Source organism: Nitrospirota bacterium, assembly GCA_030684575.1.
Classification (GTDB): domain Bacteria; phylum Nitrospirota; class Nitrospiria; order Nitrospirales; family Nitrospiraceae; genus Palsa-1315.
The window spans coordinates 278,226-290,733 of the sequence record JAUXVD010000003.1 but is presented as its reverse complement, the minus strand read 5'-3'; the positions used below and the strand labels follow the sequence as shown (position 1 = coordinate 290,733).

Genomic DNA, 12,508 nt, shown 5'->3' with positions numbered 1-12,508 from the left:
GCGATAGGCGACGGTCATAACCAGGGTTTCTTATTACTTGCATAGGCTTCTGCAGGCTCGTAAGGTAAAAGGAGGCCTCAGACCGAGACCTGCTGCTTCAGCAGGCTAGAGACGAGACACCTACGCTACACCTTTACGTAATGAGGTATACCATGAGCATGCGACACGACATCAAGACACGAGGAGGGCCATCCCTTCATGACAACCGCCTGACACAGCGACATGCAATGGCTCCGCTGTCGATGGTTGTGTCGTTCCTGGCGTTGGGGTTCTGGAGTTTCGGAGCGGCTCCCCTCCCCGCCGAGGCCGGGGGCACCATCATCGGGCAGGTCCTGTACTCAGGCAAGGTTCCGCCACCCAAGAAGTTTGCCTTCAAGAAATTCCCTAATACTGCATTCTGCTCGAAGAACCCGAACAAATCAGAGGACGGGAAAATTCGCCTCCTCACGCGAGTCCGGCTTGCCAAGGGCGGGGGCCTGCAGGATGCCCTGGTGGCCGTCCGTGGGCTCAATGACGACACCTGGATGAAAGCGTACCCCGGAACCAAGGTCGTTGCCGATCTATGTGAATGGTCAGAATTCACGGGGGTGGCCGTCAATAGAGGACGGTTTATCGTCGAAAACAATGATGCCGATCCCGATGATCCGAAGTCGGCTTCGGGGGTCCTCCACAACCCGCATGCGTTTGAAGTCAAAAAAAACAACAGTGCTTCAACTATTTTTAACATCGCGCTGGCCCAAAAGGGAGACTCGATGAATAAGAAAATTACCTTACGCCAGGTCAAGGCTGGCTCGGTGGTCCGACTTCAATGCGATCAGCATGAGTTCATGCAAGCCTGGTTTCTCCCTGTGACCAATCCCTACTTTACGAAAGTGAAGGAGGATGGGTCCTTTGAATTGACCGATGTGCCACCGGGGAAGCAGAAGGTGGCGGCATGGCATCCAATCGCCGGACTGCTTGAACAGGAGGTTGACGTGAAGGAAGGCGAAACCGTCAAGGTGGAGTTCACTTTGAAGGGCAAGTAACCTGCGAAGGCGCGACAGTGATGGCCGGATGGCCCTGCTCAGGCAGGGCCATCCTTTCTGAAACTCGACGGAGGGTGAACGGTGCCGTTAACTCTCACAATCTGGTCTCCATCCCGGCTGGTCAATCCTGGGAGAGGCTTATTCTTCACTCGCCCATTGCCCTCCACTTACATGTGGTGCGAAATCACGCTACCAGGACTTGATATCTTGTCTGAGGAGCTGCGCGTGGCCAATTCCTCTCTACGCGCAAAGCTGGTATGTGCCGGACGCCAGCCTCTGACTGGCACAGACCGTCGACTCCAATCTTCTCCAAACATCTGATCTACGTTCGCTCCGGCGCCGCACGAAGACAGGCTCTGAATCGGCTCCCAGCCAGGGAAAGTGCTCCCCACGACTAGGACTTCTCCCAGTTCTCCGATGCGCGGCATACTTGCACAATACCGTCGAACATCAACAGCACCGATCCTCTCGGATAGTCGCTCAGGTGAAAGGATGTGATCCATGGACATGGCAGGCTTGTCCGATACTCTAGCAGGCGCTCATCAGACCCGTCCCGTCCAATGGGGAGATATCGTGCATGTGAACCTCATGGCGTGGCTGGAGGACGGAACCTTGATCTATTTTTCCTCGATCGACAGCGAGCCGCATATTTTTACTGCAGGGAATCATCCAATGCTTCATGGATTGGGCACACTCGTCGTCGGCATGTGTGTCGGCGAGTCCGTTACGGAAAGAATCTCCTCCGATTCAGCGTTCGGGCCATACCGTCCCGAACTGTGCTGTCAGGTAAGCAGCGCCTGGCTCCTGGCTCAAAATGTTGCGCTACTGGTAGGGCTGGGACTCGAAATACGCAAGACGGATGGAACGTTGGTGCACATGACCATCACCGGATTGGACGGCGACCGAGTGACGCTCGACGCGAATCACCGGTTAGCGGGAAAAAATGTCATCGTGCAAGTGGATCTCTTGGACGTACTGGATCGAGCCGATCCAGACAGTTGGGCCACGCCGCCTCCTGCTGCGTAGCGAAAGTGAGGCCATGCTGGAATTGACGATACCGGTCGCGGCGCTGCTCTTGTGGCTCTTGTTCAGGTGGAGACACAAACGTCGATGGTCCGTCCGTGGCAGAAAAAACAAGCCGCTGCGACATCTTTCTGTCCATGTCTTCTAAACGGCCTGCATCTCGCACAACAGAGAATCCGCAGGTGGGAACCCAGGATAGCTGAACACCTCATTGAGCCAGACAGGAAATGAAAGAGCGATGCTCACCTTCACCACACCATCATGGCGCCGACTGCTTCTTATCACTCCGCTGCTCGTCATAGGTGTATGGCTCTTTTCACAGAAAGGGTGCAAGCCGACGCCTGACATCTCTTCCCTTCCTGCATCGGCCTATGCGACATCTCAGCTGGCCCAAACCACGGCCTTCCCTCCGACCCATCAATCCATCGCGCCAGCTTCGCACGCGACAAGCCTGTCGCTCACACGTGCGGCTGCCCTCTTGAGACATGCTGCCGACATCCTCGACAAGGACGAGCATCAGGCTATGAGATTCATCCGCCAGGCCATCGCCATTCTGAAGCGGGTGATCATCCCTGGCATCAACGCGCCAGACCATGACCGGGCATTCATGCAATCGGGTCCCGTACCGGAAGAAGCCCTGTGACATGCCCGACAGACACCGGGGGCGACGCAATCCCCACAACCATCGTCCATGGTTGTGGGAAGACGCCCGCGCTCAAGAACGAGAACATCGGAAGGAGATTGTATCAATGCAAACAACACAGACGTTCGCTCCGACCGTAAGAAAGGGAGTTATGATGCTCGCGATGCCGGCGTTGCTCTGGCTCAACGGCTGCGATTACTGGCCGCCGGCCCTTCAATCCCAAATTGAGACATTGCGGGCCGACCTCGACGACGCAATGGATGAACGGCAACGGATGACCCTTGAGCTCGCAGAGCTACAATCCGTCAATCAATCGCTAGTCCAGGAGACGAAGACCAAGACCGACAACCACGACGAGTTAGAGCGGCGTCTCTTGGTCCTGGCGCACAGGAACACACAACGGTCATCGGCCAAGGCCGAAACTGCACAGAGCGCCTCGCCTGCCCCAATCCATACCGTTTCCGGCAAGACCGAATCCTCACGCGCATCCATTTCAAAAGGCTCCTTTACCACATTGCGATTGGAGCATCCGGCGCTCCGAGGACCGAAAGTCGTGCAACTGCAGAAACTGCTGCGCCGCCATGAGTTGCCTATTCGTGTAGATGGTATTTTCGGACGCAACATGGAAGCTGCGATCCGGTCGTTTCAACGTGTCCACGGACTCCAGACTGATGGCACTGTCGGACCAGCGACCTACAGGGCGCTCCGTCGCGTCGCGCCGACGGCGCGACTCGCTCGACACCTCTCGCTCCAGCGACCTCCTCTCATGGGCCAAGACGTCTCCACCGTTCAACGGGCCTTGCGACGCGCGGGCTATCGCATCCCCCTCGATGGTCAATACGGACCAGCGACCGACATCGCCGTTACCAGATTTCAACAGAAACACGGCATCGAGCCGGATGGCATGGTCGGACCGCAGACCTGGACTGCACTGAGTTCGGTACTACGATAATGTGTCCGTCATTGCGTCATTGCAATTTGACGACAGAGGCCTATACTGTCCTGCCCCGTCATCGTCTCAACCAGAAACGCCTGTATGACTGCCAATCCGCCTTGGTGGCGAACTGCCATCGTGTACCAAATTTATCCCTGGAGCTTTCAGGACTCCAACGGAGACGGCATCGGCGATATCCCCGGCATCATCTCCCGACTCGATTACCTGAACGACGGAACGACGGATTCGTTAGGGATCGATGCCATCTGGCTGTCGCCGATCTATCCTTCCCCCATGAAGGATTTCGGCTACGACGTGGCCGACTACTGCAATGTGGACCCGCGCTTCGGCACCCTCGCCGACTTCGATCGACTCGTCACCGAGGCCAGGCGGCGTGGCATCAGAGTCATCATGGATCTCGTCCTCAACCACACGTCTGATCAACATCCGTGGTTTCAAAAAGCCCGCGCCTCTCGCTCGGCGCCTGAACGAGACTGGTACTATTGGGCGGACGGCAAAGGATTCGGACGCCGTCCCAGTAATTGGAACGCGCGCTTCGGCGGATCGTCATGGACGTGGGATCCCGTGGCCCACCAGTACTATCTGCATTCCTTCCTGGCGAGCCAGCCGGATCTGAATTGGCATAACCCTACGTTGCGCGCCAAGATGTTCGACATCGTGCGATTCTGGATCGATCGTGGCGTGCAGGGATTCCGGCTCGACGCCATCAACTGGCTCGGAAAGGATCGGCGCTGGCCCGACAATCCTGTGCGATTGGGCTGGCGCGGCTATACCAGACAAATCCATCAGCACGATCGCGATCGGCCGCTCGCCCACGAGGTGATGAGGGAATTGCGCGCAGTCGTGTCCTCCTACCCCGACATCGTCCTCGTCGGCGAAGCCTCAGCCGACACCCCCGGGGGGCCGGCAGCCTTCTACGGCAACGGTTCGGACGAACTGCATATGGTGTTCGATTTTCGTCTGTTAAAGTCCCCCTGGCTCGCAGACCGCTTTCGCGAGGTGATTGCGGATGCAGAGCGGGCGGTGCCACCGGGCGGCTGGCCCTCGATCGTTTTGAGCAACCACGATCAGTCCCGACACATCGACCGGTACGGCCAGGGTGGCGATGCCGCGCGGCGAGCCAGAGCAGCCGCGGTCATCCTTTTTACGTTGAGAGGCACCCCGTTCCTCTATTATGCAGAGGAGATCGGCATGCGGGACGGTCGGTTGCGCTACCGCGACTTACATGATCCCTACACGAAGCGGTACTGGCCCTTCCGCACCGGTCGTGATCCAGCCCGTACACCGATGCAGTGGGACGGATCGTTCCAGGCAGGATTTACGAAGGGGCGGCCCTGGCTCCCGGTCTCCCGAGACGCAGCCACCCTCAATGTGGAAGGGGAATCGAAGGACCCATCGTCGCTGCTGCACCTCTATCGGCGTCTGCTCCGCTTGCGGAGCATGACTCCGGCCCTCCTACACGGGACCTATTGTTCCCTCGACACCTCCAACCCTCACTGCCTACTGTTCGTCAGAAAAGACGAACGAACAGGCTCATCGGGACAAGCCGTCCTCATCGCCGTCAACTTCTCCTCCGAACGCTCCACCTGTTCAGCTCCTGGCGCGATACGTGAGGGGACGCTGCTGCTCTCCACGCATGAGACGACCGCCGATCGCCAACCTTGGAGATCAGGCCGGCTCGACTTACAACCGGATGAAGCTGTTATCGTTTTGCTGGCCTAGCGGACTGTGCAAGAAATCGCCGCAGCGGTGGGACAATCCCGGCAGCAGCCATGGAGGATTACTCGCCCGCTATTTCAGCCGCAGACGTCGCCCCTCGACCACGACTTGTGACATGAACTGCTCCAGGTCCTTCCGAAGCGTCGCGTTGAGAAGAGCTTCCAGATCGCGTGGTTCAAACCCAAACGCCCATGAGGATTCTATCGCATCAACCATCACAACCGCCGAGCGTTGATCGACGGGATGCTGTCCGGTGATAAGAAACCGTGCCGTTACGGTCATATCTGTCACGCCAAACCCAGGTTCAGCGTCCGCCGAAAATGCCACGACCATACCGGACAGCGTGACGTCAGGCCCCCCATCCGGCGGAACGATCCCGGGCTTGACGATCCACACGTTCCAGCCCTCGCGCTGTTTCAGATAGTCGACGAACATCTCGGCGAGTATGTCACCCAGGCGGCCCCCCTCGATCGTGAACGTCGTCTCATCACCCCGCCAATCCCGCCGGATGCCGATGCGACTGGAATCGGCACGTTGATCCTCGAAGGGCATAACTGCCACATTGAATCGTTGCCCATCGGAAAGAGACTTCTTCAGCATCGGTCGACCCTGGCGGACCTCCAACGGAATGATCTCGCGAGAGGACGTACAGCCCAGGAGGGTCAGCAACAGGATCCAACAGATGACCGACGGCACAGCCCTCAACCGTTCCTCGCTCTTCAACATGCGAGGTGCTCGCTGATCCGTGGTCAGAGCAAGACGCATCATTCCGGCAACTCCAGATCAGTCATGCGGAACGTCACCGCGATAAAGAGAGTGTAGTGGTTATAGTAGGTGGAAGCGGCATACCAGGGACTCGAGTTAATCCAGCGTCCGGTCGCTCGTTCCGAGACCGTAAGGGCCCAGCGGACAAGCCCCATTTGATGAAAATCCTTATAGAGCGCGATCTCAGGAAGTGAAAATGGCAGTAGCACGCTTTGCACCGGCGGCATTCCGAAAAATACGACCCCCTGCTCGATGCCGAACGTCTGGAGCAGAACTTTGACGCGGTACCTCGCCTCCTCTTCTTTCTGAACCGGACGAAATCCCTGGCGCGCGAACTGAACCGCGATGGCCTGACGGACATATTCCTGATCCGGGGGGTTGTCGCGAGTAAGTCCCACTGCTTCCAGAAACACTGTCGCCTCAGCCGGGATCGGCAGGCTCACCTCCTGCAAGGAACGCTGTAACGCCTGCGATAGCAGCAACTGTTCTATGGCAGGTCTTAACGGGGCGCTGCCGGCCTGCCGAGTCGCGGCACAACCAGAGAGGAGGACAATGCAAATCCCAAAACAGATCGTACGCGTCAACGCCCTGTTGTCTAACCGATGCATCCACTGCAGTATCACCCGAATCACATGACCTCTCACTCGTTGTGGGCTGAGCGCGCATACCGATCATGCAGGAACCAAGATCGGAATCCACCGGCGATTGCATTCCAACTGTATTCGTTCCTCATGGTCGCTACAAATGCGACATCTCGTCTCGCTCCTCTTTGGCCTTTCGCCATCGCTGTTCCAGCATATCCCGTGCAATATTTCGCCCGCCGAGACCAATGGCAATCGCCAACGCCAGCACGACGCCACCAAAAAGGATGGAGAATGCGGCCACGACAATTTCTTTGGCGATTCCGAGATGCGTCAGCACCATCGCCGCAGTGAACAGGAAAATGCCCCATCGTACAAAATTAGCAATGAGCCTGGCCTCTTGGATCTGCGCATTAACCGTCGCGATTAACGTCGCTTCGCCAAAGAAGTTTCCCATCAGGACTCCGACCAGGAGCAACAACCCGGCCGCAACGACGCTCGGCACGAATCCCAAAATCTGGCCCATCAGTCCGGCAGTCGCTGGAAGATCCAGCGAGTCGACGCCCATAAACACGAACAGGACAAAGACTACCCAGAATGCCAGACGCCCCACGACTTGGGAGAGCGGCTGCTTAAACCCCGCTTTCGTGAGCGCAGCCTGGATCCCCCACCGCTCGCTGAGTGCATCGAGTTGAACCGCCTTCAGCAGACGTTGGAGGACGGCTTTGATCGCCCACCCGACGATGATCCCGAGCAGGATAAAGCTGAACAGGGCCAGCAACTTGGGCAGAAAGAGCGCGACCCGCTTCATCATGTCGCGAAACGCTTCGACCATGGCTTCGCCCCAGACATCATTCATTGTGCCACCTCCATCGCTGAACGAAATACGGTTTCATGGTCTCGAACTGCTCACTCAGACGAGTCAATTCCTGTTCGACGCGGTCGACGCCCTGCGCGCGTGTCCCGATGATGAATGATGCCGTGTATCCGAGATACAGTGGCGTCAAGGCCTTGAGCAGATGCTCGCGGTGCAACAGGCGGTCATGATACGCCAGCGCGAAGTCGTAGACGACCTGTACCCACAAGGCGGAGGAAAAACGAAAGCGGTCTGTCTCTTCGACACCGAGTTCCAAGACCTGCTGAAATGTCTCTTCCGAAAGGATGAGATGCCACACCGGCACCAAATCGCGGAGCCCCTGGCGAAATCCGTTGACCATCCGCTCCACATTGATGGCACCGGTCTCAGCTCCCAACCCCCTCGTGGTGCCAACTGCCTGGACCGCCACCGACCCCGCGACGGATTCCCATTTCTCCGGATACCGCTCCATCAAATGGAACAGACAACCGACGGCCTGGGCCACGACAGAGGCCAAGTCGCCCATCGGCTTGGCCTGCTGCAGGCGGGGTCCGAGCGAAGCCAGGCAGATCTGGAGCGGCTCCGCAACCGCAAGTGTGGTCACCCATCCGTCAATGCCGTACGGCATAATTTCTTCGTCCCAGGGCTGCTGAAGCAAGGTCGAACGGATCATACTGCCGGAAAATGCGTAGGCGCCGCCCAAGTGATAGGGAATCTGCTTGCCGTACAAGGCCCTGGTGAGCGGTGCCAATAGGGTGTTCGTCAATGTCCCCTCGTACCGATTACGCTGAAACCAGGGCAGCACACAATCGACTCCCTTATCGAGGATCGGGGCGGCAAGAAGCTCGGTCCACGTCGCATCCACCGACTTCAAGTTACCGTCGACGACCAGACAGGCGGTCGCGCCGAGCTGGTCCGCCACGGCGGCAAGGATGCGTACGGCTGTCTCCCGTCCCGGCACGCCGGATTCGGACAGCACGTTGCGCGACGCGCCCTGCACAGGGTGGCAGATCGTCCAGAGATGCGCGTCCACCCCGAGGCCCTTCTGAATGTGCTGGGGCGTGTCGTCCTGCGAACCCGCATCACAGTTGACCATCAGCGTCCGCCGTTGCGGGAACGCCTTGGCACATCCATCAGCCAGCGCACGGGCAACCCCAGGCGCAGTCGCCTTGTCGTTGAACGTGAGCACACCGACCACGAGATCAACCGGCGTCGCTCCGTGCAGCAACGTGCGGACCGACTCCGGGACAATAAACTCTCCCACTTGGGGATCCCTCCCAGCTCATTAAAGGTTCGGTGTTCCGGCGAGTGGAACTATTCTGGACACAGCAGCTTCAGCATCGTGAGATAGTCGCTGAGATGCCGCGTGATGAGAAAGTTTCTCCTGACATGTTCCTTCGCCATGGCGCCCATCCTGGTCATCACGCTGGGATTGCTCAGGAGATAACGAATACGAAAGGCGGCGCCCTCGACGGAATGAACGATGAATCCGGTCGCCTCGTTCACGATCTGCGCGGACACCCCTCCGGCGGTTCCACCGATCACCGGCTTCCCCTTCCACATCGATTCTGAGACGGCCACGCCAAACCCTTCCTTGAGCGCCTTTTGAATTACGATCGAGGCGCCCCGCTGCAGCGCGTTGATTTCACGGTCGGCCTCCGGTGGCAACTGGAGAATATGAATGTCCGGATCGTTCCCCGCCGCCTCCTGCACCTCTGCCAGCACGGCTTCTCCCTCCGGGTCGTGCACCACGCCGCTCCCCGCGAACACGAGCTGACAATTATGATGCTTCTTGGCCATCCGATAGGCGCGAATCGTGCCGAGCTGGTCCTTGAATCGATCGAATCGGGCCACCTGCAAGAGCATCGGTTTTCCCTTGGCAATCCCGAATCGATCGAGCACCTCGCCGATCTCGCTGCGCGACAGCTCCCGGTTCTTCTCGGTCAGGGGGTCGATTGAGGGGTGAATCATAAACTTCGGAATAGGCAGCCGTTGCGCAAACCCCGGCAACGAAAAGACGGCTGCATCATATTTCAATACATGCCGGCGAAACAGACTCCACACCGGCCGATGGGGTTGGCCGGCGTCGAGGTGGCAGCGCCATACCCATTTCCCGCCCGTCCGATGTTCGATCAGCGCGGCCGGCTGCGGGTCGTGGACGAACACGAGGTCCGCGTCGAGATCCAAGGCCTTGGCGTTCCTGGCGGTGACGTCCAGATAGATCTGGTACATCTCGTCGGTAATGACTTCAGGCCGGCCCTGCAATCCGTCGGCGATCCGGCGCGTGACGTCGGTAAACTCCTGCGTGCCGGCAATGACTTCCCAGCGCGCCTCGATACCCATCGCCTTCATCACCGGCACGAGTCGTCGCAAGATCTCCACCATCCCGCCCCCGTAGCGGACGGTGTTGATGTGAAGAAACCGCTTCCCCTGCACCTGCTCGCTTAAGCGCTGCAAAAAGTCGATGGTTCCCTTCGGAGCCACCTCCCGATATTGTTCCAGTTCCCTGATCATTGCCGTTGCTCCTCTACCCTCAACAGATTCGTCCCACTCATCACACCGCGTGACTGCCTACAGTGCCGTCTGTTCGATCCCATAGAGTTCCACTCCCGTCCGCTCCGGCACCAGATTGAGCCAGTACAATCCGTACGGGGCCATCGTCAGCACATAGGCCTGTTCCGTCACCCTGGCAAATCGCGATTCGGCCAATAATTCGACCGGCGTCGAACCGGAAAATTCCTTCAGGTCCAACTCCACTGACTGCGCTGACCCGGCCAGATTATGGACGAGCAGCAGGACGATCCCCTCGTGCTGTCGCAAATAGGCGAGCACCTTGCCGTTCGCCGGCCGCAAAAATGTGATCGTGCCCCGCCCGAAGGCAGGGTATCGCTTGCGCACCGCAATCATTCGTTTCATCCAATGCAACAGCGAATGGGGCATCTCCCGTTGCGATTCGACATTGATCGATTGGTAGCCGAACACCGGATCCGAGACGACAGGCAAATAGAGTTGAGAGGGGTCGCAGGTCGAAAATCCCGCATTCCGGTCCATCGTCCACTGCATCGGCGTGCGCACCCCGTCGCGATCCTTCAACTGCACGTTGTCCCCCATGCCGATCTCGTCGCCGTAGTAGATGATCGGGCTGCCCGGCATGGTAAAGACCAGGCTGTTCAGCAGCTCGATTTTTCGACGGTCGTTGTCCAGCAAGGGCGCCAACCGACGTGCAATGCCGATGTTGCGCCGCATCTTCGGATCGCGCGCATAGGTATAGTACATGTAGTCCCGCTCTTCGCCGGAACACATCTCAAGCGTCAGCTCGTCGTGATTACGGAGGAACAGGCACCATTGGCAATTCGGTGGAATCTCGGGCGTATGGGTAAACATGTCGATGATCGGATCGCGCGTTTCGCTGCGCACGCCCATATAGAGCCGTGGCATCAGCGGGAAGTGGAACGCCATGTGAAATTCGTCGCCATCGCCGAAATAGGGCCGCACGTCAGACGGCCATTGGTTCGCCTCTGCCAAGAGGACGCGCCCCTTGTAAGTCTCGTCGATACGACGTCGGATTGCCTTCAAGTACTCGTGCGTCTCTGGCAGGTTCTCGCAGATGGTGCCCTCGCGTTCGAGCAGATAGGGCACCGCATCGCAACGGAACCCGTCTAGCCCCTGCTCGAGCCAAAACTCCATCGTGTCCAGCATGGCCTTCTGGACTTCCGGATTGTCATAATTCAAATCGGGCTGATGACTGAAAAACCGGTGCCAATAGAAGGCCTTGGCTTCCGGATCCCAGGTCCAATTGGACTTTTCCGTATCGATAAAGATGATCCGCGCCTTCGCATACTTGGTGTCGCTGTCGCTCCAGACGTAGTAATCGCGCTTGGGAGAATCGGGAGAGCTGCGCGCTTCCTGAAACCACGGATGTTGATCGGACGTGTGGTTCAAGACCAGGTCCACGATGACCCGCATGCCTCGCCGGTGCGCCTCGTCCAGAAAACGTCGCACCTCCTCGGTCGTGCCGTATTTTTCAGCCACGCTCATAAAATCGGCAACATCGTAGCCGTCGTCCCGTAACGGAGACGGATAAAACGGCAGCAGCCAGAGACAATCCACGCCGAGCCACTGGAGATAGTCCAGTTTGCCGGTCAGGCCCTGAAAATCACCGACTCCATCCCCGTTGCCGTCGGCAAAGGCCTTGACGTGGATCTCGTAAAACACGGCGTCTTTGTACCACAGTGGATCTGCACTCAACATCGCTCAACTCCCTACCCTTTCGGCCCACCCGACTTCGCCAGATGGTCATCGCACATGGTCAACAGGCTCGACCGCAGTCGTTCGAGACTGCCGAGATACGGGTTCAACGATCGCATGCGGTCAGCCAACTCCGGCAGATTGAGACTGCCTCTGATCCAGGCGGAGAAATCGTTCTCCTCCCGCTGCAACCGCAAATGAGCCTCGAACACATGGAAATAAATCGCACTGATATCGACCTCGGAGATCGCATCGCGGAACTCCCGCAGCGTTCTGACTTCCACGCCGGTCGGCACCTCTAAAATCCGCGATCGGTTGAAGAAAAAGGACGTCCCGAATCCCACCCGAGGCACCGTCGCCAGGCCGGACAGATGGTCGTCGATAATGGAGATCAGCTCCTCCCGCAGGGCCTCCAGGCTCTGAAAATCGAACGGATCCAAGACGGACAGGCGTTCTGCCAGCACGTGATCCCGCACCTGCTCACCTACCCACTCGGCAAAGTCGTTGGGGTAGATGCGTTCGATAAATCTGGTCCGCAGGAAATAGCTATGCGTGTGGAAGTACACCGAATCGAGCGGGACTTCTTCCAACATTTCTGCAAGCTGGCGTTCATCCTCGGCTTGCTTCCCGAGGATCTCCTGAATTTCACTGCAGCCGATAAATGAAAATGTCGTATTGGCGTCACTCATGGCC

12 protein-coding genes are annotated in these 12,508 nt (G+C 58.2%); 5 read left to right on the top strand and 7 right to left on the bottom strand.

The genetic code is table 11. The annotated features are described in order from the left end of the window. Positions 1 to 152: 152 nt before the first annotated feature. The 5 genes from Q8N00_01670 (at position 153) to Q8N00_01650 (ending at position 5,368) form a co-directional block, all read left to right on the top strand. Positions 153 to 1,025 (top strand): hypothetical protein, encoded by an 873-nt coding sequence (locus Q8N00_01670; protein ID MDP2381491.1) that lies wholly within the window; start codon positions 153 to 155, stop codon positions 1,023 to 1,025. A gap of 501 nt (positions 1,026 to 1,526) precedes the next feature. After that, positions 1,527 to 2,051: an FKBP-type peptidyl-prolyl cis-trans isomerase gene (locus Q8N00_01665; GenBank protein ID MDP2381490.1), complete on the top strand. Its 525-nt coding sequence runs from the start codon at positions 1,527 to 1,529 to the stop codon at positions 2,049 to 2,051. Between the two features lie 235 nt (positions 2,052 to 2,286). Continuing rightward, positions 2,287 to 2,691, top strand: a complete 405-nt coding sequence (locus Q8N00_01660) for a hypothetical protein (protein MDP2381489.1) — start codon at positions 2,287 to 2,289, stop codon at positions 2,689 to 2,691. Between the two features lie 106 nt (positions 2,692 to 2,797). Next, positions 2,798 to 3,643, top strand: coding sequence for a peptidoglycan-binding protein (locus Q8N00_01655; protein MDP2381488.1), 846 nt, complete (start codon positions 2,798 to 2,800; stop codon positions 3,641 to 3,643). A gap of 84 nt (positions 3,644 to 3,727) precedes the next feature. Continuing rightward, the gene (locus tag Q8N00_01650; GenBank protein MDP2381487.1) at positions 3,728 to 5,368 is read left to right on the top strand and encodes an alpha-glucosidase; all 1,641 of its coding nucleotides are present in this window, start codon (positions 3,728 to 3,730) and stop codon (positions 5,366 to 5,368) included. Positions 5,369 to 5,437: 69 nt separating this feature from the next. Here Q8N00_01650 and Q8N00_01645 read toward each other — a convergent pair whose 3' ends face one another. From Q8N00_01645 to Q8N00_01615, 7 genes are all read right to left on the bottom strand, one after another. Further along, positions 5,438 to 6,133 (bottom strand): hypothetical protein, encoded by a 696-nt coding sequence (locus tag Q8N00_01645; protein ID MDP2381486.1) that lies wholly within the window; start codon positions 6,131 to 6,133, stop codon positions 5,438 to 5,440. After that, the gene (locus Q8N00_01640) at positions 6,130 to 6,762 is read right to left on the bottom strand and encodes a hypothetical protein (protein ID MDP2381485.1); all 633 of its coding nucleotides are present in this window, start codon (positions 6,760 to 6,762) and stop codon (positions 6,130 to 6,132) included. Before Q8N00_01640 ends, Q8N00_01645 begins: the two co-directional genes overlap by 4 nt. A 106-nt stretch (positions 6,763 to 6,868) precedes the next feature. Next, on the bottom strand, positions 6,869 to 7,570 hold the full coding sequence (locus tag Q8N00_01635; protein MDP2381484.1) for a hypothetical protein: 702 nt from the start codon (positions 7,568 to 7,570) through the stop codon (positions 6,869 to 6,871). Next, positions 7,563 to 8,831 (bottom strand): glycosyl transferase family 2, encoded by a 1,269-nt coding sequence (locus Q8N00_01630; GenBank protein MDP2381483.1) that lies wholly within the window; start codon positions 8,829 to 8,831, stop codon positions 7,563 to 7,565. The genes Q8N00_01635 and Q8N00_01630 overlap by 8 nt, the downstream gene beginning before the upstream one ends. A 50-nt stretch (positions 8,832 to 8,881) precedes the next feature. After that, a complete protein-coding gene (locus tag Q8N00_01625; protein ID MDP2381482.1) occupies positions 8,882 to 10,081 on the bottom strand; it encodes a glycosyltransferase in 1,200 nt (399 codons plus the stop codon). A 57-nt stretch (positions 10,082 to 10,138) separates the two neighbouring features. After that, entirely contained in the window at positions 10,139 to 11,818 is a 1,680-nt protein-coding gene (treS, locus tag Q8N00_01620; GenBank protein MDP2381481.1) for a maltose alpha-D-glucosyltransferase, read from the bottom strand. 11 nt (positions 11,819 to 11,829) lie between these two features. Next, positions 11,830 to 12,504 carry a DUF5752 family protein gene (locus tag Q8N00_01615; protein ID MDP2381480.1) on the bottom strand — a complete coding sequence of 225 codons (675 nt, stop codon included), beginning with the start codon at positions 12,502 to 12,504 and terminating at the stop codon, positions 11,830 to 11,832. Positions 12,505 to 12,508 lie beyond the last annotated feature (4 nt).

Bases quoted from the DNA above. Each gene is read 5' to 3' on its own strand.
- Q8N00_01650 (MDP2381487.1), top strand. From the start codon at position 3,728: ATGACTGCCAATCCGCCTTGGTGGCGAACTGCCATCGTGTACCAAATT.
- Q8N00_01645 (MDP2381486.1), bottom strand. From the start codon at position 6,133: ATGATGCGTCTTGCTCTGACCACGGATCAGCGAGCACCTCGCATGTTG.
- Q8N00_01615 (MDP2381480.1), bottom strand. From the start codon at position 12,504: ATGAGTGACGCCAATACGACATTTTCATTTATCGGCTGCAGTGAAATT.
- treS (MDP2381481.1), bottom strand. From the start codon at position 11,818: ATGTTGAGTGCAGATCCACTGTGGTACAAAGACGCCGTGTTTTACGAG.
- Q8N00_01625 (MDP2381482.1), bottom strand. From the start codon at position 10,081: ATGATCAGGGAACTGGAACAATATCGGGAGGTGGCTCCGAAGGGAACC.
- Q8N00_01665 (MDP2381490.1), top strand. From the start codon at position 1,527: ATGGACATGGCAGGCTTGTCCGATACTCTAGCAGGCGCTCATCAGACC.
- Q8N00_01655 (MDP2381488.1), top strand. From the start codon at position 2,798: ATGCAAACAACACAGACGTTCGCTCCGACCGTAAGAAAGGGAGTTATG.
- Q8N00_01635 (MDP2381484.1), bottom strand. From the start codon at position 7,570: ATGAATGATGTCTGGGGCGAAGCCATGGTCGAAGCGTTTCGCGACATG.
- Q8N00_01670 (MDP2381491.1), top strand. From the start codon at position 153: ATGAGCATGCGACACGACATCAAGACACGAGGAGGGCCATCCCTTCAT.
- Q8N00_01660 (MDP2381489.1), top strand. From the start codon at position 2,287: ATGCTCACCTTCACCACACCATCATGGCGCCGACTGCTTCTTATCACT.